Below are 24,942 nucleotides of genomic sequence, written 5' to 3'. Positions count from 1 at the left end.
TTGAACCAGGCGCCGTGGTCAGGACGCAGCTCCGGCGTGATCTGCGCAAATGTGGCAGGTCGCCGGCCCGGCGCATGTGAAATGGCTTACAGCCTTGGCGGGAAAATAAGCGGCGGGACTGCGGTCAAAGGCCGCAAGACGCGGATGCCTTTCGCGGGCGCATGTCCGTCGCCGCGTTGCAGTTGGAAGCTTTCGGCCGCAGAGCCACCGTCTGTGCGGGAACCGCCGGGACCGGCCATCCGTTAGCGATGGAGACGGTCAGGCAAGGAGTCCTCTATGGCCAAGCGCGTCCTCGCGATCGGCATCGAACCCGGCAGTGCGGATTACAGCGCGTTCCCGCAGCTCACGCCGGAACTCGTGCGCAGCTATATCGAGGCGCAGCTCCTGCGCCTGCGTGATCTCGGCTACGAGGTCACGAGCTGCCTGATCGATCTCGACGCGACTGCGGAAGCTGGCGTCACGGCGGCGCTGCGCGACGAGAGCTTCGACTGCATCGTCATCGGCGCGGGCCTGCGCGAGCCAAAGGAGCGGCTGCTGCTGTTCGAGAAGGTGCTCAACCTCGTCCACCGCCTGGCGCCGCGGTCTGCCATCTGCTTCAACACGACGCCCGCCGACACTGCGGAAGCCGTGCGGCGCTGGATCGATCCGTAGCTAGGAGCAGGCGGCCGGGCGGACCAGGCCGCCATCTCATGGCGCATCAGGCTGTGAGGGCCGGATTGCACTGGCTTCAGGCCTCCACCGGCGTTATGACGGGCGGTCCTGAACAGGAGGATTCGGAATGCTTCGAGGTCTTGGAATTGCGGCGTGTCTGAGCGTGGCCATGGCGATGCCGGTCCATGACGCTGTAGCGCAGGACGCTGTCGGCGGTGCCATCCTTGGTGGCGTCGGCGGAGCGATCCTGGGCGGTGCGCTCGGCGGTGGCCGTGGCGCCGCAATCGGTGCCGTCGTCGGCGCCGGGACGGGCGCTGCAATCGCCTCCGAAGGTGAGCGCCGCCGGTCCGGATACTACGCGTATCAGCGCGGCTGCTATATGCAGCGCCCGGACGGCCGCTACGTCCCGGTCGATCCGAGATACTGCTACTGAACCGACACTGCGCCGGCGCTGTCGTGAGCGCGCCGGCGCCTATGCCCGATCAGGCCGCGCCTACGCAGCGCCGGCCCGGCTCACAGCTTCCCCGAGTTCGGCATTGGTGTAGGCCTTGCCGGCGATAACCCAGGCGATCGTCGCAACGAACGAGGCCGATTACCTACGGATGAGGCGTCGCTGAACGCGAGGAAGACTGCCGTGTGGGATTTCGGTGACCGTCCCATCACGAAGTCCGTCGGCTTTCCTAAAGCGAGATCCGGTCCGTGAACGACCTCGGCGAACGGGCCGAATTCTGCGAGAGCGATGCCGGAGGATCGGTCCTCCGGCATCATGGCTGCGATCATCCGACCCGCTGCGCGAGGGGGAGAAGGCTGAGTTCCTCCCTGATCGTTGTCGCGACCGAAGGTTTGCGGAAGCGCACGTAGAGGATCCAGGCTGCGCCGCTCGCCAGGTAAAGCAGGAAAAGATAGGGGAAATAGAGCACCGGCGCGTCGGGGATCGGATAGACGCTCCCGACGGTCGGAATCGTCAGGAGAACCAACGCCAGTCCGCAGACTGCGACGTCGACGTTGCGAAGCTCCCCAATCTTCTTCAGATAGACCGGCGCCGCTATCGTGATCATGATGTAGGGAACGAGGAAGCCGAACGCGGCAAGCGTTCCAACGTAATTGAACAGATCAAGCGGCTCGAGCCCGACAATCGCTACGCCGACCGTCGGAATGATGAACGCGACTGCTGCGAGGATCGTTACGGCAACGTGCGGCGTGGCGTTGCTCTCGTGAGAATCGGCCGTCGACGCATGGAAGAGCCCGTGCCGGCCCATGGCGAACAGCACCCGGCTTCCCGCGTTGACGCAGGAGAGACAGAGCGCGAAAAAACTGACCATCGCCCCGAACGACAGAGGTGCTTTAAGTACCGAAAGGTGGGCAAGAGACGCCATGGAGTTGAGCGGCGCATCCATCTTGTCGAGCGCGGGATCGGAGCCATGCGTCGCCATGACCATGACGTAGGACACGAAGACGAAGAAGCCGCCCGAAATCGCGAGACTCCATATGACCGCCCTTGGAATAGTGACGAGAGGATCCCTCGCCTCTTCGCCGAAGGCCGTGCAGCATTCGAAGCCGACGAGACTGAAAATTGCCACGACGACGCCGAGACCGAGGCCCGACAACGGCAGCGACGACGTTTCGAACTGGGCGTGATCGATCTTGAAACCGTGCTGGGCGAGCGTGACCAGGCAAAGGATCATGATCAGCAGCATCGATGCACCTTCCAGGAACAGCATCAGCATCGCCGACAACTGAACATTCTTCCAGGCGCAGAACCAGGCGGCTCCGACACAGGCGCCGAACAGCAGGGCGAAAGGTACGTGAATCCCGGCCATTTCGAGCAGCTTGTCGCTGAAGATTGAGAAGCCTGTGACTCCCGCCATGGATATTCCAAGATAGGCCCAGATCAGCGACCAGCCGCCGATGGCGCCGGCCGTGATACCCAGCCCCCTGCAAATGTACAGGTACATGGAGCCTGCCGTGGTCGAGCGTCGGGCGAATTGGTTGAGGTTGAATGCAACGAACACGAGCATGACCGTGCCGAGCGCGTATGACAGCCAACTCCAATCACCCGTATTCCCGTACATGACGGGGATGATGAGAGCCGCGGTCATCGTTGGCGATATAAGCGCGATGCCTTGCGCCAGCAGTTCCACGAAGCCTAGACAGTTCTTTCTCAGAGTTGCGTCATACATCGATGTCGTCCCTTCCTGCGCGAGAGAATTGGTCCGGTGGTGCCCTAGGCGTCCTCGTCTGAGGTTTTCAGCATTGCACCACGCCGCTCGCGCAGGATCGGCCTCCAGTTTTTCCGTCCCCGCTGGTCCAGTCATTAGCCGAGAACGGCAAAGGGCCGGTCCGGATGACCGGCCTTCTCCGCTCGCGCAGCGGTGGACGATGCGCGCCTACCCGCTTCATGCCGACAACTCAGAAGTTCAGCGCGATCTCCAGCGGACTTCCAGCCGTCAGCCTTTTCCCAACGCCGCCAGCCACCGCTGCGTAGCTGCCAAAGCGGACGCCGACTTTCGAACTTCTGTAACGACCAAGCGTTTGGAGCGGCTCCTGGCCGAACTCCGCCTTCTCCTGGTCGATCGTGGTCATGTTGCAACGATAGCAAACGTCGACGAAACGGAGCGTGACCTCGCCGACGCGCGCACTCGCGAAATAGTCTTCCCCGTAGGCGTCGACGCCCTCGATGACGATGTTCGGCCTGAAGCGGTTCATCGGCACGCCGGAAACGAGACGGTTATTCAGGTCGCTTCGCGAAGCTTCCGAGATCACCAGGATCCCGTAGTTGTCGACAAAGGTGGTCGGAGCCTCGTCCCTCGATGGATACTGAACGCCACCCTTCCTGAGGAAGCCCGGGTCGCGGGAAACGAACTGGAAGTTTCCTCCGAGATAGTCTCCGAACCACTTCGAAGGCTCATCACCGGCAAAAAGCGATGGCATCTTCTCTCCGAACAGTTCGACTTCGCGACTCTGCGTCGCCAGCGCCTTGCGCGAAACGACGAGTTCGGTCATCCCGGGTGCGTTCAGGGCCAGGCTGTCTTCGGTGAGTGTCGGCTCCACGAGGGCAAGCTTTGGATGCTCGCGCTGGGTGACGAACACCCCGGCTTCGTCGACGACCATCCAGTTCCTGTCGCCGAGAAATCCGGTCGGGGAAAGCTCAACCTCACTTACTCTGATGCCCTTGCAGGATTTGATGGGATAGACGAACAGATCCTTGATCTTGATCATGAAGCAGGCCTTTCCTGGATTGAATAGGTTGGCGCGCGGTTGGCCCCGAGCGATGGAAGCTGTCCGCGAAGAAGCGATCGGGCCGGGCGCCGCGCGCGCTCAGGGCTTCGTAAGTTGCGTCGACCGTCGCGGGACTTCCGCATGCGTAGACGTCGAAACCCGACAGGTCGGTGAAGTCCTGAAGCACCGCTTCGTGGACCAGCCCTGTGCGTCCCTTCCAGCTTTCGTCGGGATCGGAGAGGACCGGCACATATTCGATACCGGTGCCGGCGGGGCAAAGGTCTCTGAGTTCGCGGTCGATATAGAAGCCGCTCCGCGTCCTGCTGCCCCAATAGACCCGGGCCTTGGATCGAAAATCGTCTCTTGTGAGCGCTTCGAGAATAGCGCGCACGGGCGCGATGCCGGTGCCGCCGGCTACGAAGATCGAGGGTCGGTCCTGCGATGAATAACCGAAGTTTCCGTAAGGCCCGCTCACTTGGAGAATGTCGTTTATCTTCAATTCTTCGAAAACGTGTCCCGTGAACGCGCCGCCGGCCACACGTCCGATGTGCAACTCGATCGTTCCGTCATCGCGTGGAGCATTGGCAATGGAGAATGACCGGTCCATTCCGTCGGAATGGCGAATGCCGACGAACTGGCCGGGCCTGAAGGCGGGTTTGTCAAACGGCGGAAACCGCAGCGTAACGCGGATGACGTTCTCGTTTTCGCGCTTCAAAGCCACGGCGCGCGCCGGCACCGGCGGCTTTTCGCTCGCTGGCGGCTCGGAAAGTTCGAGCACGTCGATCGTAATGTCGGTGAGCGCGCTGGCCCTGCATAGCAGGGCGGCAAGAGGATCATGAGTGCGGCCCAGGCCGCCGATGGACCCGTTGTGGACGAACTCGCCCGTGACGATCCTGGCTTTGCAACTCCCGCATGACCCCGCGCGGCATGCGCTCGGCAACCAGATGCCGGCCCGCGTGGCGGCCGCGAGAATCGTCTCGTCCGATCTGGCTTCGAACGTCCTCCCCGACGAAAGCTTTGCCTTGACAGTCCTCATGCTCCGACCTCGACCCATTCCCGATCAGTAAGCCGGGACGCGAAATCGAGCCGTGATCCAGTTTTCCGATCACGTATGGGCCAGTGCACTTTTTCGGACGGCCAGGCCTGGTGCGGCGTCTAGGGGCCGATCGCCGCCTTCATCCGCCTGACCGCATCGCGGATACCGGCATCGTCAAGGCCGGCAAAGCCGACCCGAATTCCGCGGCGGCCATCTTCCTTCCCGGCAAAGCTGCCGCTAGGCAGGAATTGCAGCCCATTCTTCGGCGCATTCTGCTCGAGCCGATCCAGATGCGACGAGGTGGCGAACGTGAGCCAGAACGCCAGCCCACCGTCGGGAAGGCGGAAATCGACGGCATCGTCGAGTTCGGCACGCAACATCACCGCCAGTTTCTCCCTGCGCGCCGCGTAGATCTTGAGCACCCTGTTGGCGTGCCGTCTTACTTCACCCGACTCTACGAGTTCAGCGACCGCATCCTCCGTGACCGGATCGCCTTGCCGATCGATGAGGCAGATTTCCTGCGCGGCTCGTTCGATGAATTTTTCGGGCGCGGAAATGTATCCAAGCCGGAGGCTCGGAGAGAGAAGCTTCGACATCGATCCGATGTAGAGGACCGAAGGATCGAATGACGCCAACGGCAGGAGAGGCTGGTGCTGGAAATGAAATTCGTGGTCGTAATCGTCCTCGACGATGGTGAAGCCGAACTGTGAAGCCAGTCCGAGCAGCCGCAGTCGCCTGTCCGGGTTCAGAAGCACGGTGGTCGGGAAATGGTGATGGGGCGTCAGGTAGACCAGGCGGACACGGTGGCGTCGACAGGTCTTCTCCAGGCTATCCATATCGGTGCCGTCGTCGTCGACATGCACCCTGAGAATATTGGCGCCGGCCGCGCGAAACGCCTCGCGGGCGGGCGGATAGGTCAGATCGTCTACGACCACGCCATCGCCGTTTCGAATCATGATCCTCGACACCAGATAGATGGCCATCTGGCTTCCGCGCGTCAGGCAGACTCGGTCCGGCGTCGTCGCAAGGCCGCGGTCGACATTCAGCATTCGCGAGATTGCGCCCCGCAGATTCGGACTGCCGCGGGGATCGCCGTAACCAAGCTTTCCAACCTTGCCCGCGATCGTCATTGCGCTCCTGTAGGCGCGCGCAAAACTTTCGGCGGGAAAGAGCCGCGTGTCTGGCGTTCCATCGTCGAGCGACAGCAGGCCCGGTCTGGGGAAAAGGACGGGGACATCCATCGGCGGCGCGAGCCGGCTGAATTGTGGGCCTTCGCCCCGTGAGCGCGGCCCATCGAGCGCCAATCGTGCTGGCCTGGCTTTCGGCTCCGGAAGTTTCGCGGAGACGAAGGTGCCCTTGGTGCCGCGGGATGTCAGCCAACCCTGAGCGATCAGCTCGTCGTATGCGACGACAACGGTCTTGCGGTTGACGCCAAGCTCTTCAGCCATCTCGCGCGAGCCCGGAAGGACCTCGCCGGCGATCAACCGTCCCCGCCGTATCTCGGCGACGAGTCCGTGAGCGATCTGAACGTAGACGGGCGCGCCGCCAGGCCTGCGCTTCAGATTAAGCTTGAGATTGAGCCTCCACTCGCGCAGCACCGTTGCCCCTCCACTGGCCCATGTCAAATCCTATATCCTGGCTTATACCTGGTCCAGTCCCGGCCATAGACGGCTTGCGGCAATCGCCAAATGAAGCCGATCTTTCGCCGCTTCAGCAATTCGGGTCCTTAATGGCCTTGGGGCGGCCGTACCTCTCGGAAAACTGGCCGCGGCAAAGTCCGGCGAGAGCCATCGGCTCGAGCAGCGAAGCCGGCAAGGCCCTGAGCTCGGTGCGGGCGGCCCGAGCCGCGAACGCGAAGCCGATCAGATCAGCCGCATCCCGCGCAGGCTGGCATGCCCGCTCTTGCCGACGATGATGTGGTCGTGCACCGAAATGCCGAGCGGCTTGGCGATGTCGATGATTGCCTTGGTCATCTGGATGTCGGCCTGCGAGGGCGACGGATCGCCGGAGGGGTGGTTGTGCACCAGGATCAAGGCGGTCGCCGACAGCTCCAGAGCGCGCTTGATCACCTCGCGCGGATAGACCGGGGTGTGGTCGACGGTGCCGGTCTGCTGCACCTCGTCGGCGATGAGCTGGTTGCGCTTGTCGAGGAAGAGCAGGCGGAATTGCTCCTTGTCGGCAAACGCCATGCTGGCGCGGCAATAATCGATCACCTCGTTCCATGACGACAGCGCGTTGCGGCTGTTGACCTCGCCCTTGGCGACGCGGTGCACTGCTGCCGCGATCAGCTTGAGCTGATTGATCGCGGCCTCGCCGACGCCGTCGACCTCGCGCAGCCGCGCCACCGGCGCATGGACGACTTCGGCGAACGAGCCAAAGGTCTTGAGCAGGGTTTTCGCGAGCGGTTTTGTGTCGCGCCGCGGCAGCGCCGGAAACAGCGCCATCTCCAGCAACTCGTAGTCGCTGAGCGCGTCCGCGCCGGCGCTGTAGAAGCGCTCCCGCAGCCGCTCACGATGGCCGAGATAGTGCGGCTCTGGCGGCTCCGGCTGGTTGGACGGAGCGGGGGATTTGCTGCTGGATCTGGCGGGCATCGCGCGCCAAGCATCGCCGCGACGCCCCGCTTTTGCAACCGCCAATTGCGCCGGTGGCCGCTCAACGCTCGCGCCTCAATCCCGGCACCAGCGCAGCCAGCCGATCCTTGATGGGCCGGACGAACATCGGCCCGCCCATGCCCGCGGGCGGCGGGCCAGGCGGCGGACCGCCGCGAATGCCCGGTGGTGGCGGTGGTGGGCCGGCGCGTCCGACGGTGGCGTCTGAGCGGCGATCGACGCCGAGTGTCAGCGTCGCGACGTAGCGGTCGCGCTCCTCCTTCACCGCGCAGAAGGCGCGATGCCCGGGGTCGGAGCGTTCGATGACGTGATCGTTGGCGTTGATCACCATGCGCTGCCGCGCGCGTTTCCCGTAATCGGGCACGTTGGTGTAGATGAACTCGTTCAGAGCATCAGGCAGGAAGGTCTGCCCGGTCAGCACGGTGCGGTCGTCGAGAAACATCTTGAAATGGATGTGCGTGGTGCGGCCGTCATACCAGCCGGGATAGATGGTATTGAAGGTCACCCAGCCGACCTCGTCGGCCATTTGCGTGCCGCGCAGGAACGTCTTGCCGGTCGCATCGATATTGCGGCTGTCGCTCTGGCCTGCAAAGGCCGAATACAGCCCCTTGGCATCGCAATGCCAGATGTCGACCCGCGCGCCCTTGATCGCCGTGCAGGGGCCGGCCTCGATCACACGCAGCCGCAATGTCAGCGGAATGCCGGCCTTGCCCTCCGCGATGTCGGATCGAACGAGTTTTGGGTCGGAATAGAACGGCCCTTCTTCCGCCTGCGGCGTGAGGATGCAGGCCGGCTCGCTGTCCGTCGCAACGCCAGCAGCCTCTGAGCGGCCCGGCAGCAGGCCCGCGGCGCTGGCCGACACAAATCCGAGAAAGCCGCGGCGCGTCGATGTGCTCACCCGATCTCTCCTGCTTGTTGAGCAGCGATCGTCATCGGCAAGCAGGATGGCAAGATCACGCCGTCAAGATGACGATAATCAGCCCGGAGGTTTCTCGCTGTGTCGCGCCGGCAGGGGGACCGTGACGGCAATGACCCCGGCGACAATGAGCGCCATGCCGGCGAGAATTGACCAGGCAAAATCCTCGCCGAGCCATGCGATGCCGAGCGCCACCGCAAATCCCGCGCGCAGATAGCTGCCGCTCGTCGTGCCGAGTGGGCCGAGCGTGCGGATCAGCCGGAAATAGATCACCATTGCGAGTGCCGTGCAGACGACCGCGAGCCCGAAGACGGCCGTGATCGCCTGCGGGGTCGGTGCCAGCGTCCAGGGCTGCTCGACGACAATTGCGGCAGGAACCATGAGGATCGCTGCACAGCTCATGGCGCCGGCCGCCGTGACGATCGCGGGAAAGTCGGAGAACCGCTGTCCCCAGATCGGCGCGACCGCGTAGCAGAGGCTCGCGCCGAGCACGGCCGCCTGCGCGAGCGGAGCTACCGTGCCGATCGCGGAAATCGCATCGACGCCGATCGTTACCACCACGCCGGCAAGACCGAGCCCGACGCCGGCGATCTTCTGGCTGCTGATCGTCCGCCGTCCGCGCCCGGTCAACATCGCGATCACGAGCACGAACATCGGCGGGGTGGCATTGAGCACGCCGGCGAGGCCGCTTGCGATGTGCATCTCACCCCAACTGATCAGGGTGAACGGCAGCGCACTTTGCAGAAGACCTTGCACGAGGAAGGCCGCCCAGACCGATCGCTGGTGGGGAAGGGAGTGTCCTTGCGCGGCGGCAATCAGGATCAGGAGAATTGCCGCGATCGCGACGCGCGCTGCAACCATCGTGAATGGCGGTATCGTCGCGACCGCCACCTTGATCAACGTGAACGAGCTGCCCCAGATCAGCGAGAGCAGCAACAGCAGCCCGATCTCCAAGGATAAAGTGTTTCGTTCCGACATTGCCTGCGAGGCCTGCGTGCTCATGCGAATCTGCTCCGGCGAATCTGTTCCGGGATGGATCGGGACCATGATCCGGCGCGGCGACACAGGCTGGCTGAATTCGGACCTCATCGTCCAATCGAGTCCGATTTCGGCTACTCGGCGGGCTGCATCGAAACTATTGTTCCGCCATGGCGACAGGCCCGGTGCATCGGCAAGCCCTGCCTCCGCATCTCGATTGGGAGACCTGCGATCGGGCGCGGCTGGCGCGTGCCCGCGCCTTCGACGGCCTGTTCTTTTCCGGCGTTCGCTCGACGCGGATCTATTGCCGGCCGGTTTGTCCGGTTCGGCCTGCGCGCTCCGAAAATGTCACCTTCTACGCCACCGCGGCCGCCGCCGAACGGGCCGGCTTTCGCCCGTGTCTGCGTTGCCGGCCGGAAACCGCGCCGGGGGTCGCCGGCCTGGATGGGAACGGCCACCACCGTGGCGCGCGGCATGCGCCTGATCAATGACGGCTTTCTGGATCGTGCGTCTGTGGCGGAGCTTGCCGAAGCCCTTGGCGTCGGACCGCGCCATCTCCTGCGCTTGTTCATGCGCCATACCGGAGCGAGCCCCAGCGAGATTGCGGCGACGCGGCGCGTGCAGGAAGCCAAGCGCTTGATCGATGGGAGTGATATGACCTTGGCGGAGATCGCCTTCGCCGCCGGGTTCGGCAGCGTTCGCCGTTTCAACGATGCCTTTGCCGCAACCTACAAGCGGCCACCGTCGTCATTCCGCCGCCTCCGATAGGTGTCGCGGCGAAATCAGCCGATCTGCTTCTCGCCGTGTCTTTCCGACAGCGTGAAGATCTCGACGCCCGTCGCGGTGACGCCGACCGAGTGCTCGAACTGTGCCGACAGCGAGCGGTCGCGGGTCACCGCGGTCCAGCCGTCGGAGAGGATCTTCACATGCGGCTTGCCGAGATTGATCATCGGCTCGATGGTGAAGAACATGCCGGGCTTGAGCTGAACGCCCTCGCCGGGCCGGCCGATATGGATGATGTTCGGTTCGTCGTGGAACATGCGCCCGAGGCCATGGCCGCAGAAGTCGCGCACCACGCTCATGCCCTGCGGTTCGACAAAGCTCTGAATGGCGTGGCCGATGTCGCCGGTGGTGGCGCCGGGCTTCACCGCCGCGATGCCGCGCATCATGGCTTCGTACGTCACCTCGATCAGCCGCTCGGCCTTGCGCGCGATCGGGCCGACCGCATACATCCGGCTGGAATCGCCGTACCAGCCGTCGACGATGAAGGTGACGTCGATGTTGACGATGTCGCCTTCCTTCAGCGGCCGGTCGCCGGGCATGCCGTGGCAGACCACGTGGTTGAGCGAGGTGCAGGTCGAATAGCGATAGCCGCGATACATCAGCGTCGCCGGATAGGCGCCGTGGCTGAAGGCGAAGTCGCGGACGAACTGGTCGATGCGCTCGGTCGGCACGCCGGGCCCGACGATGTCGGTGAGTTCGTCGAGGCATTTGGCCACCAGCGCCCCCGCCTTGCGCATGCCGGCAAACGCGCTCGGTCCATGCAGCTTGATCTGTCCGGTCTTGCGCAGGGAGGTATCGGTGGCTTCGACGTAGCTCATGCGGGGCGGTCTTCTGAGGTGGTCTCGGTGTGAGCGGAAGGGCTTGATTTCAGGCCCAATTTAATGATTGCGAGCCTTCATGCAAGCCAAGCTTGGCGGCCATGCGTCCGAAAGCCGGCTCAATTCGGGACTTCTACGGTGGTTTCCACCGGCAGCGCGCCGCCGCGGATGCGGATTTCGCGGACCGGGTAGGGAACCCGGATGCCCTCGCGCTTGAAGACGTCCCAGAGCGCCAGCATCACGTCGCTCTTGACGTTGTCCATGCCGTCGGGGTCGGCGAGCCAGAGGGTCAGCGAGAACTTCATGCCGGCCTCCGCGAACTCGGTCAGGATGCAGTTCGGCGGCTTGGCCTTCTGCGCGCGCGGATGGGCGGCCGCGGTCTCGATTGCGAGCTTGCAGACCAGCTTCGGATCGGCGTCGTAATTGGTGCCGAAGGTGATCTTCACCAGCGTGTTCTTGTCGGTATAGGTCCAGTTGACAACCTTTTGCGTCACCAGGTCCTCGTTCGGCACCAGGAATTCGCGGCCATCGCCGGCGGCAACGGAAATATAGCGTGTCTTCATCGCGCTGATACGCCCGGTATTGTCGCCGATGGTGACGAGGTCGCCCGGCTTCACCGACTTGTCGGCGAGCAGGATAATGCCGGAGATGAAATTGGCCACGATCTTCTGAAGGCCGATGCCGATACCGACGCCGACCGCACCGGAGAACACCGCGAGCGCCGAGAGGTCGATGCCGACCGCGCCGAGCGCGATCACGATCGCGACCGCGAGGAGCCCGATGCGGATGATCTTGACCAGCAGCACCTGGATCGACGGCGTCAGGTCGGTCGTCGAGTTGATCTTGCTCTCGGCGAAATTGCTGGCGATGTTGGTGAGCCAGAGCGCGATGAGTAGGAGCACGCCGGCCTTGATCACCAGCAGCGGCGTCAGGCGCAACCCGCCAAGCACGATCGCGAAGGAATCGAGCAGGTCGACGGTCGCATCGAGCTGGCCGACGATGGACAGGGCCGCGACGAACCACGCGGCAATCGATACCAGTTTGACGATGAATTCGTTGCGCAGCACCGAGGTCACGAGCCGGATCGCGAGCCAGGCCAGCCCCAGCTTGGCGGCGACCATCAGGAGATAGCTGCGGCTCGGCCAGGTGGCGTGGTACAGCACGACGCGCGAGACGATCACGAGCAGGGTGAATACGGCCGTGGAGGCGCTGGAGACCATGACCCGGGCGAAGTGCCGAAGCGGCAGCGGCCAGCGTATCGCCAGCGATGCCATGTCGACCCGGTTGCGAACGGCGGCTTCTGCGGCATAGGCGATGCCGGCCGCGGCCAGAATGAGACCAAATTGCAGGTAGAACCAGGGTGAGGAGATTTCCGCCCCGACGCTGCGCGCGGTGGTCTGCACGAACTCCATGAAGTCTTTGAGGTCCATGTCCATCGGGAGGTCTCGGGGAAGTGGGCGGGTTTGATTCGAGGGCGCCGCAGAATCCCACAAAGGGGGCGGCCCGGCCATCGATACACCGCCATGTGATGCGAGTTAAGGCCGCAAAATACGGGCAGATTGCCGCGAGCGGGAGAAAATGGGTTGGCGCAGCAGTGTGCCGACGATAAGGATGCCATTCCAGCGATTTGCCAGCGACTTGTAACCGGAAGGTGGATGGCCTCTCTCGACTCTGTCAGCATCGCCATTCTGCTCGGCGCCGTCCTGGTGATGGCCGGCATCCTGTCGAGCCTGCTTGCGCTGCGCTTCGGCGCCCCGCTGCTGCTCGTCTTCCTTGCGATCGGCATGCTGGCCGGCGATTCCGGCCCCGGTCGGCTCCAGTTCGACGACGTCCGCACGACCTACCTGGTCGGCTCGGTGGCGCTTGCCCTGATCCTGTTCGACGGCGGCCTGCGCACGCGCTTTGCCAGCATCCGCACGGTGCTGGCGCCCTCGGTGGTGCTCGCGACCGTGGGCGTGTTGCTGACGGCGCTGATCACGGCGCCGTTTGCGAAATACGCGCTCGACCTCAACTGGGCGGAGTCACTGCTGGTCGGTGCCGTGGTGGCCTCGACCGACGCCGCCGCGGTGTTCCTGCTGGTGCATACCCAGGGCCTTCGCCTGCGCCCGCGCGTCGGTGCCACGCTGGAGGCGGAATCCGGCACCAACGACCCCTTCGCGATCTTCCTCACCTTGATGCTGGTCGAATACATCTCGCTGGGATCGAGCTCGGCGGGGCATGTGGTGATGGAGTTCGTGCAGGAGGCGGTGCTGGGCGCCGTCGTCGGTTTCTTCGGCGGACGCCTCGTTGTCATCGCGCTCAACAAGGTGGCGCTGCCGCAGGGCCTGCACGCACCCTTCGTGACCACGGCCGCGCTCGTGATCTTCGGCGGTTCTCAGATCATGCACGCCTCCGGCTTCCTTGCGGTCTATCTCGCCGGAATCATCATCGGCAACCGGCCGACCCGCGCGCATAATTCGGTGGTGGCCTTCCTGGATGCCGCGACCTGGCTGGCGCAGATCGTGATGTTCGTGCTGCTTGGCCTGCTGGTCTCGCCGAGCCGGCTTGGCACCAGCGTGCTGCCGGCCGTCGCGGTCGCATTCGTCCTGATGCTGGTTGCGCGGCCGCTCGCGGTCTTCGTGTGCCTGGCGCCGTTCCGCTTCAACTGGCGCGAAAAGATATTCATCGCCTGGACCGGCCTGCGCGGCGCGGTCGCGATCTTCCTGGCGTCGATCCCGATGCTGGTCGGGTTGTCAAAGGCCTATCTCTATTTTGACGTTGCCTTCGTCGTCGTCATCATCTCGCTCCTGCTGCAAGGCTGGACGCTGGCGCCCGCCGCGCGCAAGCTGCACGTGGCGCTGCCGCGCGCCGAGCGCGGCCCGCGCCGCGTCGAGCTCGATCTGCCCGGCCAGCTCGAACAGCAGCTCGTCGGCTATCCGGTGCGGCCCAAGAGCCTGTATTTCCGCCGCGGGCTGATCCCGTCCTGGTCCAAGCCGACGCTGGTGATCCGCAACGAGAACATTTTGACGCCTGCGGAAGCCGATCCGGTCGCGCCGGGCGATTACATCTATCTGCTGGCGCCGCCGGAAAAGGCCGAGTCGCTCGACCGTTTCTTCGTCGACATGCAGCCGAGCTCGGTGCCGGATCCGCATCTGCTCGGCGACTTCATGGTCTCCGCCGAGCACACCCTCGCAGAGCTCGCCGAGATCTACGGTGTGAAGGTGAGTGAGGACGAGGGCAAGCTGACCTTGGCTGACTATTTCGACGTTCACCTCGACCGCGCGCCGAAAGAGGGCGCCGAGCTCGCACTGGGAGAGATCGTGCTTGTCGCGCGCTCGATCTCCGGCGGCCGCGTCAACGTCGTCGGCTTGCGCCTGCCGGAAGAAGATGAAACGCCCGCGCCACTGACGCGCACGCAGATCCTGCGACGCAAGCTTGCGGATTTATGGACATCGGTCGCGGGGGTCTAGTCATTCCACCGAGCGAGCGGTGAAATGGATTCCGGGCTCGCGCGTCGGGCGCCCCGGAATGACGAGCGGAACACAGGGAACCGCCACCAAATCGCCGCAACCGCCGAAAGTTTCCGCTGTTCCGGGAAGGTGATAGCCGGAACGCTCCGCCAGGCCGCTCGTTCTTAGCCCGAGCAACATATTCGACAGGAGCAGTCCATGCGAAAACTCATCTTGCCGGCTATCGTCGCGCTCGGGCTCGGATCGATAGCGCCCGCGATGGCCTATGATACAGGCGACCAGCTGTCGATGCAGGCCGCGCTCGATGTCGCCACCGATATCGGCGTCATGACTGTCTCGCATACCCAGTTCCTCGGCGACGAATGGCAGATCGAGGGCCGCGACCGTGCCGGCCGCTGGATGGAGGTCGACGTGGACGCCAGGACGGGCGAGGTCCGCAACGTCGATCGCGGCTGGTAGTTCCGGTTCACCACCAACGGTGCCGGCGAGGCTCACGTCTTCGCCGGCACCGCCGTCATCCAATGCTGCGCAATTGCCGACCGCGGCGCGATCCACGCCGTGCCGCTCTTGGTGATATGCGCGAGGATCCGTTCCAGCGCACCGATGCGGCCGGGCCGGCCGATCATGCGCAAATGCAGGCCGATCGACATCATCTTCGGCGATGTCTCACCCTCGCGCTTCAGCCATTCGAAGGCGTCGATGACGTAGTCGGCAAAATCGGCGCCGTTGAAGCGTGAGGCGTTGTAATACTGCATGTCGTTGGTATCGAAGGCGTAGGGCAGCACGAGATGCTGCTTGCCGGCGACGTTCAGATAATAGGGCAGGTCGTCGTTATAGGCGTCGCTGTCGTAGAGAAAGCCGCCGTCCTCGACCAGCAGCAGCCGCGTGTTCGGCGAAGTCGCCGAGCGGGTGTGCCAGCCGACCGGGCGCTGCCCGGTCGCGCGCTTGATCGCTGCCACCGTTTTGGCGATGACCTTGCGTTCGCTGGCTTCATCCATCTCGGCGTGGCTCTGCCAGCGCCAGCCATGGGCCGACACCTCATGCCCCCGCGCAATCGCGTCGCGCGCGAGGTCCGGTGAGCGTTCGACCGCACGGCCGCAGGAGCTCACCGTCACCTTGACGCCGTGCGCGTCGAACAGGTCCATGATGCGCCACCACGCGGCGCGCGTGCCATATTCGAAATGGCTGTCGATGCAGGAGTCCGGGCCGTCGAGCCGGTGGACGACCTCGTAGATCGCTTCGTTAGTCGCGTCACCGTCGCTGACGGAGAACTCCGAGCCCTCCTCGAAATTCACCACCAGCGACACCGCGACGCGCGCGCCGTTCGGCCAGTGCGGGTTCGGCGGCTTGTCACGATAGCCGGCGAAGTTGCGCTGCGAAGATTTGGGTTCGTTGTTCATGGATCAGTCCGAGGTTCCGGCCATGCGGTGCAGGCCAACGACGCGGTCGCTGACGAACAGCAGGATCACCGTGCCGGCGAGGATGAGGGTCGAGAGCGCGGCGAGCGTCGGATCGGGCGCCTCCTCGATATATTGCAGCATCCGGATCGGCAGCGTCTTGGTGCGGACGTCGGCGAGGAAGATCGACACCGGATAATTGTCGAACGACGCCAGAAACGAAAAGATGCCAGCGATCAGGAACGAAGGCGCCAGCGCCGGCACCATCACCCGCAACACGCCGCCCGGATAAGTGCAGCCGAGCGTGCGCGCCGCCTCGATCAGGGTGAAATCAAATCGCGCAAGCCCCGCGATCATCGTGCGCGCGACGTAAGGCAGCGTGATCACGAGATGGGCGACCAGCAGCGTCGCCCAGGGCGCGGTGAAACCGATGGCGCGAAAACCCTGCAACAGCGCGATGCCGAGCACCAGACCCGGCATCATCAGCGGCGAGACCAGCGCGGTCGCAAAGACGCCTGCACCCGGCAGCTTTCCGCGGGCGATCGCGATCGCCGCGAGCGTGCCGCAGACCAGCGAGATCGCGGTGGAGAACAGCGCGATCTGAAGCGACAGCAACAGCGACGGCCAGAAGCCGTCAAGCCGTCCGATCCGGCCATACCACCGCGTCGATGCGCCCGTGAGTGGCAGGTCGAACACCGGCGTCGGCGAGAAGCTTGCCGCTGCGATCACCAGCAGCGGCGCGATCAGGAACAGCGCCAGCGCGATGGCCATGACCCAGCAGACGGCGATTGCGGCCCGCGTCATCATTTCGGCTCCCGCGACAGCCGCGCGCTCAGCGTCACGACGGCAATCGCAATTGCCAGCAGCACGACGCCGGCGGCGGCGCCGAAGCCGGGCTCGCGGGCCAGCAGATAGGCCTTTGCGATCGTGGTCGCGAGCGTTGGATATTTTTCGCCGATCAGCAGCGTCGGCACCACATAGGCGGAGACCGACAGCGAGAACACAAGCGCCACGCCGGCAATGATGCCAGGCACGGTCAGCGGCAGGATGACGCGGAAGAATGTTCCGACCGGCGAGGCGCCGAGCGTTGCGGCGGCTTCGGCATAGCGTGGATCGAGCTGGGCGACGATCGCGTAGATCGGCAGGATCATGAAGGGCAGGAAGATGTTGACGGCGCCGACAATCAGCGCGGTCTCGGTGAAGATCATCCGGATCGGGTCTTCGATGATGCCGAGTGCGATCAGGGTTTCGTTGACGAGACCGTCGCTGCGCAAGAGGATCGTCCAGGCAAAGGCCTTGACGATGACGCTGGCGGCGAGCGGAAGGAACAGTGTGGCGAGCAGCACGGAGCGCAGGGCGCCACGGGCGCGCGCCAAGGCGAAGGCGGCGGGATAGCTGATCAGGAAGGCGATCAGCGTGGTCAGCAACCCCAGCCGCAGCGAATTCCAGATCACGCCGAGATAATAGGGCGTGCCGAGCAGGCGTTTATAATGGGCGAAGGTCAGCCCGTTGGCGTCGACGATGCTGACGCCGAGCAGCAGCACCAGCGGCAGCGCGAACACGCCGGCGATGATGACGAAAGACGGCAGCACGAATCCGATCGCGGCAAGCTGCTCGCGATCGACCGAGGGCGGCGCCGCGGGCGCGGAAAGCGCTGCCTCGGTCATGCCTGCGCCTCCATCGGAAACGCAAAGGTCTCGGCGATCGGCCAGCTCAGGCGGATTTCGTCATGCACGTGCGGGATCGCGCCGTCGCGCTCCGAGAGCTCCGCAAGCAGGCTTTCGCCGGCGCCGGCATCGACCTCGACCAGGGTGCGCGAGCCCTGGAACACCACGGAGCGGACCCGCCCGGCCGCCGAATTCGTCGCGCCCTGTTCGCCGAGGCGAAGCTGCTCGGGGCGCGCCGCGACGATGACGGGAGAGCCTGCCTGGAAATTACCGAGCGCCGACAGCCGGCCAAGCTTGGTCTCGACATCGACCTTGCCGTTGTCAGCCGCCAATACCGTGCCGGAAATTCGCGTCGAAAGCCCGACGAAGTTGAGCGTGAACAGGCTGGCGGGCCGCAAATACAGCTGGCGCGGCTCGGCGAGCTGTTCGATGCGTCCCTTGTTCATCACCGCGACGCGGTCGGACATGGTGAGCGCCTCGTCCTGGTCGTGCGTCACGAAGATCGCGGTCGCCTTCACCTCCTGGAGCAGGCGGCGCAGCTCGACCTGCATCTCCTCGCGCAGCTTGCGATCGAGCGCCGAGAGCGCCTCGTCGAACAGCAGCACGTCCGGCTCGACCGCGATGGCGCGCGCCAGCGCCACCCGTTGCTGCTGCCCGCCCGACAGCGCCGAGATACGGCGTCCGCCGAGATGACCGAGCTTGACCAGCGACAGCGCACGCTCGACCGCGGCGTCGATCTCGCGCTTCGCCGCACCGCGCACCTTGAGCCCGAACGCGACATTGCCGGCGACGGTGAGGTGCGGAAACAGCGCGTAGCTCTGGAACACGACGCCGACATTGCGCCGGTGCGGCGGCACGTTGGTGATGTCGCGCCCGGCGAGCTCGACCTTGCCGGCATCCGGTTGCGCGAGTCCCGCGATGGCGCGCAGCAACGTCGTCTTGCCGCAGCCGGAGGGGCCGAGCAGTGTCACCAGCTCGCCGCGGCGGATGGTCAGGTCGATATGGTCGAGGACCGTCGTGGGCCCGTACCGTTTGGAGACGCTGCGGACGATGAGATGCGGCGCGGCCTCGCTCATGTCATCTCCTTGCTCCAGCGGTCGACCCAGCCGGCGCGGTTCTTGGCGACGAACGCCCAGTCCGGCGCGAACAGCGAAGCGGGATCCGGGAAGCCCGCCGGCGTCGGCGTGCCCTTGTTGGTCGGTGCGACAAAGGCCTTGTCGGCGAGGATGGTCTGCGCCTCCGGGCTCAGGAAGAAGTCGATCACGGCATCGGCGAGATCACCGGCCGGCGCGCCGTTCACTTTCGCAATTCCGGAGGGCATGGCGAAACCGCCGTCCTGCGGCACGGCGAGATCGACCGGCGAGCCGTCGGCCTTGCGGATCAGCGTGTAGGCCGAAAATTGTCCACCGATCATCCAGGCCTCGCCTTGCTCCATCAGATTGATGGCCTGCGGCGCGTTGGTATAGACGTTGAGCAGGTTCGCCTTCAGCTCCTTCACTTTCTTGAAGGCGGCGTCGATCTCGTACTGCGCCTCCTTGTAGGGTTTGCCGGTCTCGAGATGCGCGGCCGCGAGCAGCGTCCAGAACCCTTCGGTGTTCGACAGCGACGGCACGATCACCTTGGAGGCATATTTCGCGTCCCACAGGTCGGACCATTTCGTCGGCGCCGTCTTCATGCGCTTGGTCGAATAGGCGATGCCGGCCCAGGGGCGTTGGTAGTTTGCCCACATTCCGTCCTGATGCACCGCGCCATCGACGAGCTTGCCGAGGTTGGCAATCGACGAGGGCGACATCTTGGTGATCAGGCCTTCGCTAGCTGCCGGCAGCATCACCGGATCGTCCATGATGACGACCGAGATTTTCGGCGCGGACTTGTCGGCCTGCATCTTCTGGAGATTGGTCAGCGAGTTGGTGCCCTCATAGAGCACCTTGCAGTCGAGCTTCTTCTCCAGCACCGGAAACAGATCGGCGTTGAAATATTTCGCGGCGCCCGCGGGGCCGCCGATGACGATCTCCTTCGGCGCGGCGCGTAGCCGTGCCGGAGCGGCGATGATCGCGGCCAGGGCCGCGCCGGATTTCAGAACGCTGCGTCGGGAGGGGGTGTGCATGGGCATGTCCCGTTGGTTGTGCGTAAAGCTTGCAACGAAGCAGCAGCAAGCGCCATGCCAAATGTGCACATTTCTTAATTATGTAATAATATCAAAATGATGAATTCGGATGTAGACCAGCGCCTGCGCAGCCCTACGGCAAATGTGCACATTTTTTGGAGGTGACGCTGCGTATCCTTTGGGCCTAGCTATCGCCCATGGCGACGCAGCGCAGGCGAAACGGCAAGGGCAACGGTAAGGCCAATCCGGCGGAGGACGAGGCGGTTTATCAGGCCATCCTGCACGCGCTGCTGGAGGGCAAGCTGAAGGCCGGGGTCAAGCTTGCCGAGCCGCCGCTCGCCGAAATTTTCGGCGTGTCGCGCGAGCGAATCCGGAAAGTGCTGCACCGGCTCGGCGCAGAGCGGCGGCTGGAGATGATACCCAACCGCGGCGCCCGGGTGCCGCGCCCGACGCTCGACGACGTCCGCAGCGTCTATGAGGCCCATCGCGTGCTCGAAGCCGGCGTGCTGACGCAACTCGTGCGCCATGTCGACGATGCCCTGATCGAAAAGCTGACGGCGCATCTTGCGGAGGAGCGCGCCGCCGCCACGCGCGCTGATCGCGCGGCGTCGGTGCGGCTGTCCGGCGCGTTCCACGTCCATCTGGTCGAGGCACTCGGCAATGCCGAGCTCTCGCGCTTCCTCGCCGACCTGCTCAGCCGCTCCTCGGTGATGGTCTCGGTCTATGAGCCCGCCACCGATTCAATCTGTGCCGTTGACGAGCACGGCGCCATCGTCGAAGCCCTGCGCGCCCGCGACGTCGCGCGGGCTATTGCCGTGTCGCGCGAGCATTTTCTCCATGTCGAGAGCCGCCTGCATCTGGATGATGAAACTGCGCCGGCGAGCGAAGATTTGACGGTGGTGTTCGCGGCGGTGAAGCCGAAGCGGCGGAAGCGCTGAACTCTCCACACGTCATTGCGAGCGTAGCGAAGCAATCCAGTCTGTCTCTGCGGAAAGACTCTGGATTGCTTCGCTACGCTCGCAATGACGGGGATGGGCCACGGGGCCCCCTCACGTCAGCACCTTCACCCCGCCGAACGACGTCACCCGGCCCTGCTTCAGCATCACGATCTGCGTGGCGAGCTGGCGCAGTTCGGCGACGTCGTGGCTGACATAGACCATCGGGATGTTGGCCTCGTCGCGCAGCCGCACCAGATAGGGCAGGATCTCGAGCTTGCGGCCCTCGTCGAGTGCGCCGAGCGGCTCGTCGAGCAGCAGCAGGCGCGGTTTTGACAGCAGTGCGCGTCCGAGCGCGACGCGCTGGCGTTCGCCGCCGGAGAGTTTTCCGGGACGGCGATCAAGCAGCGCGCCGATGTCGAGCAGGTCGACGACGCGCTTGTGCTGGGCCGGATCGGCGGCGAGGCGGTTCATCCGCCGGCCGTAGTCGAGATTCTGCGCGACGTTGAGATGCGGAAACAGCCGCGCGTCCTGGAACACATAGCCGATGCGGCGGCGCCAGGTCGGGACATGGATGTTGGACGCAGTGTCGTCGACCGTCTCGCCGTCGATCACGATGGTGCCGCGGTCGGGACGCAGCAGGCCTGCGATCATGTTGATCAGTGAGCTCTTGCCGGCGCCGGATGCGCCGAACAGGCCGGTGACGCGGCCTTCGCTTACGAAGGATGCGGCAAGCGAGAATTCACCGAGCTGTTTTTCGACATCGACGCGCAGCATGGTCAGTTCCCGTGGAGGCGCGCGGTGGCGCGGCGGGCGAACCATTCGGCCGCGATCAGCGCGCCGAGCGCCAGGATGACTGAGATGATCACAAGGCGACCCGCGGCGGCGTCGCCGTCCGGCGTCTGGATCAGCGAATAGATCGCGGACGAAATCGTCTGGGTCTCGCCGGGAATGTTGGAGACGAAGGTGATGGTGGCGCCGAACTCGCCGATCGCCTTGGCGAAGCCGAGCACCATGCCGGCGAGCACGCCGGGCAGCGCCAGCGGCAACGTCACCGTGAAAAACACTTTCCAGGGCGCTGCGCCGAGCGTTTCCGCGGCCTGCTCGAGCCGGCGATCGATCGCCTCGATCGACAGTCGCATCGGGCGCACCAGCAGCGGAAACGACATCACGCCACAGGCGAGCGCCGCTCCAGTCCAGCGGAACGCGAAGACGATGCCGAGATGGTCAGCGAGGAACGCGCCGACGAGTCCCCTGCGCCCGAAGGTGAGGAGCAGGAGATAGCCGGTGACGACCGGCGGCAGCACCAGCGGCAAATGCACCACCGCGTCGAGCACCGCCTTGCCCCAGAAATCACGTCGCGCAAGCAGCCACGCCAGCGCAATACCGAACGGCGTCGCCACCAGCGTTGCGATGACGGCGACCCTGAGCGAGAGCAGGATCGCCGTCCATTCCGCGGGAGAGATGTCGAGCATCAAGTCGCAGATATCAAGTTGTCGGGCTGATCAGGAACTTGAAGCCGTATTTTTCCAGAATGGTCTTGGCCGCCAACGTGCGCAGGAAGGCGAGATAGTCGTTGGTCTCGGGCTTCGCGGTCACGGTTGCGGCAACAGGATAGATGATCGCGGGGTGCGAATCCGCCGGGAAGGTGCCGACGATCTTCACGCCGGGCTCGACCTTGGCGTCGGTGGAATAGACGATGCCGAGATTGGCCTCGCCGCGGGCGACCAGCGTCAGCGCGGCGCGCACGCTCTCGGCCATCGCGAATTTCGGCTCCGCGGTCTGCCACGCGCCCAACTTCTCCAGCGCCGCCTTGGCGTATTTGCCGACCGGCACCGACTTGACGTCGCCGGTTGCGATCTTGCCGTCGCCGGCGAGTTTGGCGAGGTCGAAACCCTGCGCGATTGTGACGTTGTTGATCTCTGAGTCCTTCGGCGCGATCAGCACGATGCTGTTACCGAGCAGATTGACGCGGGTCGGCTCGTTGATGGTCTTCTTGGAGATCGCGTAGTCCATCCAGTCGGTGTCGGCGGAGACGAACACGTCGGCGGGCGCGCCCTGCTCGATCTGTTTGGCCAGCACCGAACTCGCGGCGTAGCTCGCGGTGATCTTGACGCCGGTCTTGGCGGTGTAGGCGGCATCGACCTCGTCGAGCGCGTTCTTCATCGAGGCGGCGGCGAACACGGTGATGGTCTTGTCCTCGGCGGCGGCAGGCGAAAGGCTTGCGCCCGCGAAGATCACGAAAGCGGTGAAAAGTCCGGCAATACGAAACATGGGGTGCGCTCCGTGCGAGCCCGCGCGCGAAATCGCACGCGCAACTGGCGTTGGGTGGGGTCTGGCTTGCGACGGGCGGACGCGCTGTTCCACGTGGCCCTGCAACGGCTTACGGCCGGCAGGGATATCGCAGCTGCGAAGATAGCAGGCTGAGCCTTCAGGTCAAAGGCGACCGTTTGTCTAACCTATTGCGCTGGCAGGATCGCAATCGAGAGCGAATTGTCCTTGGCGCCGCTGACCTGGAGCACGAAGGGCTGTGCCGACAGCTCGTATTTCATGGTCTTGCGGATACCGTCGCAATCGGTCGCGCCACTGAAGGCCACGGGTTTGAGGAAATGCCCGTCCTGCACCACGTCGACCCAGGCCCCGGTGGACAGGCTGAGGGTATAGAGCCCGGCCTTCGCGGTCTTGATGCTCGTGAACCCGGCAAAGGTGCCGTCCTTCGGCGCGCGCTCGGGTGGGCTGGGCAATTTGGCATCCGCGGGCGCGACCAGTCCGAGCGTGATGGCCGACGACGGCAAGGCTGCCTGTTCGCTCCCAGATGCGAGCTTGGCGCGGTCCGGTGCGGTCAGCGCAGCGCGCTCGCGCTCGATCGGCCATTTGAACTTGTCGCAGCCGCTGGGTTCTTCTGCGGCGAGGGCGGATGTCGCACTGAGCGAAAGCACGGCGAGGAGAGTGAGGACGCGCATGTGAAATCTCATCGTTGGCCACGCGACAGACGCGGGCTTGCGGTCAGGCTTCGTTGGCGAACGGGATGCGCATCCCGGAATGCCGCCGGCTTACGGCACAGCAGCCAGCCGATCCTAGCGCATTCGTGTGGCACGAACCAACCATCTGTTCGTCATCCCGGACAAGCGCAGCAAAGCGGAGCGCAGATCCGGGATCCATAGCCACAGGAAGTAGTTTGGCGAAGTCTCGGAGTTGCCTCTCTGCCCAACGACTTCTTCCTGGGGTAATGGGTCCCCTGGCTTTCGCCAGGACGACATTGGGGTGCTACGGCTTCCGATCGGCCGCGTGCAACACGGCTTTGCAGGCGGCCGGCATCTGCGCCAGCGTCATCGGCGGCTTCGGTTTTGGCGGCTCCGGCGGCGGCTTGGGGTGCAGCACCTCATCGCTGAACCAATAGGCGAGATCGGAAGGCTTGCAGCCCTCATCCCCGGATTGCGACGGCTGCCCCTGGCATTCGCCGGCGCCCGGGGGGCAGCGCATGCGGATGTGGAAGTGATAGTCGTGGCCCCACCACGGCCGGATTTTTGACAGCCAGGAGCGGTCGCCCCTGGCCTCGCGACACAACGCCTTCTTGATCGCGGGGTTGACGAAGATGCGCTGCACCGCCGGCTCCTGCGCCGCGTCGCGCAGCACCAGCACGTGGGCGGGCGTGAACACCTTCGGATCGATGTCGAGGCGGTCGTCGCGCACCATCATCACCGCCGACATCTCCTCGCGCTCGTCGCGCGAGAGGCGATGGTCCGGCATCGGCGTCAGCCAGATGTCGGCATCGAGACCGATCTGGTGGCTGGCATGGCCGGACAGCGCAGGCCCGCCACGCGGCTGGCCGATGTCGCCGACCAGAATGCCCGGCCAGCCGGCATCCTTGTGCGCCTTGGCCGCGAGCCGCTTGATCAGCGCGATCATGTCGGGATGACCGTAATTGCGATTGCGCGACAGCCGCATCACCTGCCAGTTGTCGCCGTTGAGCGGCATCTGCTCGGCGCCGCCGATGCAGCCTTTCACATAGGAGCCGATCACATGTGCCGGCCCGGTCGATGGCAACAGCTTGCGGGCGAACAGCTCCTTGGCGCCGATCTTGGGATCGTTCGGATTGGCGAGCGGCGGCAGCGGCTTTGAGTTGACGCTGCCCTTGTCCTGGGCCAGCGCAGCGCCGGCGGTCAGGAGCGTCATGAAAAGCAGGAGAGGGGCGATGCGGCGGGGACTCATGCTGAGATTCTTATAGCCCATCGCTGCGTCGGGGTTAAGAATTAGGCTTTCGCCCGGCGGCCGCCTCACGGTGTCTTTACAGCCGCCGGCCCAGCCGCACATCGCGAGGACGCCAGTAGCACGACGATCCATATCTCCAACCGGATCATCCCAAAGTCGCATGTC

General features: G+C 64.7%; 24 protein-coding genes and 1 pseudogene. 6 read left to right on the top strand and 19 right to left on the bottom strand.

Annotated elements, in window-relative coordinates; genetic code table 11:
• Positions 1-276 precede the first annotated feature (276 nt).
• On the top strand, positions 277-651 hold the full coding sequence (locus ABIB73_RS20625; protein ID WP_354226775.1) for a hypothetical protein: 375 nt from the start codon (positions 277-279) through the stop codon (positions 649-651).
• 127 nt (positions 652-778) lie between these two features.
• Entirely contained in the window at positions 779-1,084 is a 306-nt protein-coding gene (locus ABIB73_RS20620) for a YMGG-like glycine zipper-containing protein (RefSeq protein WP_354226773.1), read from the top strand.
• A gap of 343 nt (positions 1,085-1,427) precedes the next feature.
• On the opposite strand, the gene ABIB73_RS20615 is transcribed toward ABIB73_RS20620, so the two are convergent.
• The 7 genes from ABIB73_RS20615 to ABIB73_RS20585 all read right to left on the bottom strand — a co-directional run bounded on the left by ABIB73_RS20615 (position 1,428) and on the right by ABIB73_RS20585 (position 9,433).
• A complete protein-coding gene (locus ABIB73_RS20615; protein ID WP_354226771.1) occupies positions 1,428-2,792 on the bottom strand; it encodes an APC family permease in 1,365 nt (454 codons plus the stop codon).
• A gap of 268 nt (positions 2,793-3,060) precedes the next feature.
• The gene (locus tag ABIB73_RS20610; RefSeq protein ID WP_354226769.1) at positions 3,061-3,870 is read right to left on the bottom strand and encodes an MOSC domain-containing protein; all 810 of its coding nucleotides are present in this window, start codon (positions 3,868-3,870) and stop codon (positions 3,061-3,063) included.
• On the bottom strand, positions 3,806-4,906 hold the full coding sequence (locus ABIB73_RS20605; protein WP_354226767.1) for a 2Fe-2S iron-sulfur cluster-binding protein: 1,101 nt from the start codon (positions 4,904-4,906) through the stop codon (positions 3,806-3,808). The genes ABIB73_RS20610 and ABIB73_RS20605 overlap by 65 nt, the downstream gene beginning before the upstream one ends.
• 119 nt (positions 4,907-5,025) lie before the next feature.
• The gene (pdxR, locus tag ABIB73_RS20600; RefSeq protein WP_354226939.1) at positions 5,026-6,504 is read right to left on the bottom strand and encodes a MocR-like pyridoxine biosynthesis transcription factor PdxR; all 1,479 of its coding nucleotides are present in this window, start codon (positions 6,502-6,504) and stop codon (positions 5,026-5,028) included.
• A 264-nt stretch (positions 6,505-6,768) separates the two neighbouring features.
• A complete protein-coding gene (gene radC / locus ABIB73_RS20595) occupies positions 6,769-7,497 on the bottom strand; it encodes a RadC family protein (RefSeq protein WP_354226765.1) in 729 nt (242 codons plus the stop codon).
• Positions 7,498-7,558: 61 nt separating this feature from the next.
• Positions 7,559-8,413: an intradiol ring-cleavage dioxygenase gene (locus ABIB73_RS20590; RefSeq protein ID WP_354226763.1), complete on the bottom strand. Its 855-nt coding sequence runs from the start codon at positions 8,411-8,413 to the stop codon at positions 7,559-7,561.
• Positions 8,414-8,491: 78 nt separating this feature from the next.
• Positions 8,492-9,433: a DMT family transporter gene (locus tag ABIB73_RS20585; protein WP_354226761.1), complete on the bottom strand. Its 942-nt coding sequence runs from the start codon at positions 9,431-9,433 to the stop codon at positions 8,492-8,494.
• Positions 9,434-9,579: 146 nt separating this feature from the next.
• On the opposite strand from ABIB73_RS20585, the pseudogene ABIB73_RS20580 reads away from it, so the two are divergent.
• Positions 9,580-10,177 (top strand): annotated as a pseudogene (locus tag ABIB73_RS20580) (bifunctional transcriptional activator/DNA repair enzyme AdaA).
• 14 nt (positions 10,178-10,191) lie between these two features.
• On the opposite strand, the gene map reads toward ABIB73_RS20580, so the two are convergent.
• Positions 10,192-11,010, bottom strand: coding sequence for a type I methionyl aminopeptidase (gene map / locus ABIB73_RS20575; RefSeq protein ID WP_027548020.1), 819 nt, complete (start codon positions 11,008-11,010; stop codon positions 10,192-10,194).
• Positions 11,011-11,129: 119 nt separating this feature from the next.
• Positions 11,130-12,446, bottom strand: coding sequence for a mechanosensitive ion channel family protein (locus tag ABIB73_RS20570; RefSeq protein WP_354226758.1), 1,317 nt, complete (start codon positions 12,444-12,446; stop codon positions 11,130-11,132).
• A gap of 219 nt (positions 12,447-12,665) precedes the next feature.
• Here ABIB73_RS20570 and ABIB73_RS20565 point away from each other — a divergent pair, with 219 nt between their 5' ends.
• Together ABIB73_RS20565 and ABIB73_RS20560 are read left to right on the top strand one after the other, a co-directional pair.
• Positions 12,666-14,459: a potassium/proton antiporter gene (locus ABIB73_RS20565; RefSeq protein WP_354226756.1), complete on the top strand. Its 1,794-nt coding sequence runs from the start codon at positions 12,666-12,668 to the stop codon at positions 14,457-14,459.
• A 198-nt stretch (positions 14,460-14,657) separates the two neighbouring features.
• Complete coding sequence (locus ABIB73_RS20560; protein ID WP_354226754.1) at positions 14,658-14,918, top strand: hypothetical protein; 261 nt, start codon at positions 14,658-14,660, stop codon at positions 14,916-14,918.
• A gap of 32 nt (positions 14,919-14,950) precedes the next feature.
• Here the strand turns inward: ABIB73_RS20560 and ABIB73_RS20555 are convergent, their stop codons facing one another.
• The 5 genes from ABIB73_RS20555 to ABIB73_RS20535 are packed head-to-tail and all read right to left on the bottom strand — an operon-like array spanning position 14,951 to position 19,630.
• A complete protein-coding gene (locus tag ABIB73_RS20555; protein WP_354226752.1) occupies positions 14,951-15,859 on the bottom strand; it encodes a polysaccharide deacetylase family protein in 909 nt (302 codons plus the stop codon).
• 3 nt (positions 15,860-15,862) lie between these two features.
• Positions 15,863-16,660, bottom strand: coding sequence for an ABC transporter permease (locus tag ABIB73_RS20550; protein WP_354226750.1), 798 nt, complete (start codon positions 16,658-16,660; stop codon positions 15,863-15,865).
• Positions 16,660-17,523, bottom strand: coding sequence for an ABC transporter permease (locus tag ABIB73_RS20545; protein ID WP_354226748.1), 864 nt, complete (start codon positions 17,521-17,523; stop codon positions 16,660-16,662). Before ABIB73_RS20545 ends, ABIB73_RS20550 begins: the two co-directional genes overlap by 1 nt.
• On the bottom strand, positions 17,520-18,599 hold the full coding sequence (locus ABIB73_RS20540) for an ABC transporter ATP-binding protein (protein ID WP_354226746.1): 1,080 nt from the start codon (positions 18,597-18,599) through the stop codon (positions 17,520-17,522). The genes ABIB73_RS20545 and ABIB73_RS20540 overlap by 4 nt, the downstream gene beginning before the upstream one ends.
• On the bottom strand, positions 18,596-19,630 hold the full coding sequence (locus tag ABIB73_RS20535; protein ID WP_354226744.1) for an extracellular solute-binding protein: 1,035 nt from the start codon (positions 19,628-19,630) through the stop codon (positions 18,596-18,598). The genes ABIB73_RS20540 and ABIB73_RS20535 overlap by 4 nt, the downstream gene beginning before the upstream one ends.
• A gap of 197 nt (positions 19,631-19,827) precedes the next feature.
• On the opposite strand from ABIB73_RS20535, the gene ABIB73_RS20530 reads away from it, so the two are divergent.
• Positions 19,828-20,568: a GntR family transcriptional regulator gene (locus tag ABIB73_RS20530; protein ID WP_354226742.1), complete on the top strand. Its 741-nt coding sequence runs from the start codon at positions 19,828-19,830 to the stop codon at positions 20,566-20,568.
• A 111-nt stretch (positions 20,569-20,679) separates the two neighbouring features.
• On the opposite strand, the gene modC is transcribed toward ABIB73_RS20530, so the two are convergent.
• The 5 genes from modC to mepA all read right to left on the bottom strand — a co-directional run bounded on the left by modC (position 20,680) and on the right by mepA (position 24,777).
• Complete coding sequence (gene modC / locus ABIB73_RS20525) at positions 20,680-21,342, bottom strand: molybdenum ABC transporter ATP-binding protein (RefSeq protein ID WP_354226740.1); 663 nt, start codon at positions 21,340-21,342, stop codon at positions 20,680-20,682.
• A 2-nt stretch (positions 21,343-21,344) separates the two neighbouring features.
• The gene (gene modB / locus ABIB73_RS20520) at positions 21,345-22,040 is read right to left on the bottom strand and encodes a molybdate ABC transporter permease subunit (RefSeq protein WP_354226738.1); all 696 of its coding nucleotides are present in this window, start codon (positions 22,038-22,040) and stop codon (positions 21,345-21,347) included.
• Positions 22,041-22,053: 13 nt separating this feature from the next.
• A complete protein-coding gene (gene modA / locus ABIB73_RS20515; protein WP_354226736.1) occupies positions 22,054-22,839 on the bottom strand; it encodes a molybdate ABC transporter substrate-binding protein in 786 nt (261 codons plus the stop codon).
• A gap of 185 nt (positions 22,840-23,024) precedes the next feature.
• The gene (locus ABIB73_RS20510) at positions 23,025-23,528 is read right to left on the bottom strand and encodes a hypothetical protein (RefSeq protein WP_354226734.1); all 504 of its coding nucleotides are present in this window, start codon (positions 23,526-23,528) and stop codon (positions 23,025-23,027) included.
• A gap of 304 nt (positions 23,529-23,832) precedes the next feature.
• The gene (mepA, locus tag ABIB73_RS20505) at positions 23,833-24,777 is read right to left on the bottom strand and encodes a penicillin-insensitive murein endopeptidase (protein ID WP_354226732.1); all 945 of its coding nucleotides are present in this window, start codon (positions 24,775-24,777) and stop codon (positions 23,833-23,835) included.
• Positions 24,778-24,942 lie beyond the last annotated feature (165 nt).

The organism is Bradyrhizobium sp. F1.4.3 (assembly GCF_040548375.1).
In the GTDB taxonomy this organism is placed as follows: Bacteria; Pseudomonadota; Alphaproteobacteria; order Rhizobiales; family Xanthobacteraceae; genus Bradyrhizobium.
The sequence above is the reverse complement of the archived record's forward strand: the minus strand, read 5'-3'. Positions and strand labels throughout refer to the sequence as shown.

Coding starts and splice junctions, on each gene's coding strand:
- ABIB73_RS20585 (WP_354226761.1), bottom strand. CDS start 9,433: ATGAGCACGCAGGCCTCGCAGGCAATGTCGGAACGAAACACTTTATCC.
- ABIB73_RS20535 (WP_354226744.1), bottom strand. CDS start 19,630: ATGCACACCCCCTCCCGACGCAGCGTTCTGAAATCCGGCGCGGCCCTG.
- radC (WP_354226765.1), bottom strand. CDS start 7,497: ATGCCCGCCAGATCCAGCAGCAAATCCCCCGCTCCGTCCAACCAGCCG.
- modC (WP_354226740.1), bottom strand. CDS start 21,342: ATGCTGCGCGTCGATGTCGAAAAACAGCTCGGTGAATTCTCGCTTGCC.
- ABIB73_RS20530 (WP_354226742.1), top strand. CDS start 19,828: ATGGCGACGCAGCGCAGGCGAAACGGCAAGGGCAACGGTAAGGCCAAT.
- ABIB73_RS20545 (WP_354226748.1), bottom strand. CDS start 17,523: ATGACCGAGGCAGCGCTTTCCGCGCCCGCGGCGCCGCCCTCGGTCGAT.
- ABIB73_RS20610 (WP_354226769.1), bottom strand. CDS start 3,870: ATGATCAAGATCAAGGATCTGTTCGTCTATCCCATCAAATCCTGCAAG.
- ABIB73_RS20510 (WP_354226734.1), bottom strand. CDS start 23,528: ATGCGCGTCCTCACTCTCCTCGCCGTGCTTTCGCTCAGTGCGACATCC.
- mepA (WP_354226732.1), bottom strand. CDS start 24,777: ATGAGTCCCCGCCGCATCGCCCCTCTCCTGCTTTTCATGACGCTCCTG.
- ABIB73_RS20560 (WP_354226754.1), top strand. CDS start 14,658: ATGCGAAAACTCATCTTGCCGGCTATCGTCGCGCTCGGGCTCGGATCG.
- ABIB73_RS20540 (WP_354226746.1), bottom strand. CDS start 18,599: ATGAGCGAGGCCGCGCCGCATCTCATCGTCCGCAGCGTCTCCAAACGG.
- ABIB73_RS20555 (WP_354226752.1), bottom strand. CDS start 15,859: ATGAACAACGAACCCAAATCTTCGCAGCGCAACTTCGCCGGCTATCGT.
- ABIB73_RS20565 (WP_354226756.1), top strand. CDS start 12,666: ATGGCCTCTCTCGACTCTGTCAGCATCGCCATTCTGCTCGGCGCCGTC.
- ABIB73_RS20570 (WP_354226758.1), bottom strand. CDS start 12,446: ATGGACATGGACCTCAAAGACTTCATGGAGTTCGTGCAGACCACCGCG.
- ABIB73_RS20605 (WP_354226767.1), bottom strand. CDS start 4,906: ATGAGGACTGTCAAGGCAAAGCTTTCGTCGGGGAGGACGTTCGAAGCC.
- modB (WP_354226738.1), bottom strand. CDS start 22,040: ATGCTCGACATCTCTCCCGCGGAATGGACGGCGATCCTGCTCTCGCTC.
- ABIB73_RS20620 (WP_354226773.1), top strand. CDS start 779: ATGCTTCGAGGTCTTGGAATTGCGGCGTGTCTGAGCGTGGCCATGGCG.
- ABIB73_RS20625 (WP_354226775.1), top strand. CDS start 277: ATGGCCAAGCGCGTCCTCGCGATCGGCATCGAACCCGGCAGTGCGGAT.
- modA (WP_354226736.1), bottom strand. CDS start 22,839: ATGTTTCGTATTGCCGGACTTTTCACCGCTTTCGTGATCTTCGCGGGC.
- ABIB73_RS20550 (WP_354226750.1), bottom strand. CDS start 16,660: ATGACGCGGGCCGCAATCGCCGTCTGCTGGGTCATGGCCATCGCGCTG.
- map (WP_027548020.1), bottom strand. CDS start 11,010: ATGAGCTACGTCGAAGCCACCGATACCTCCCTGCGCAAGACCGGACAG.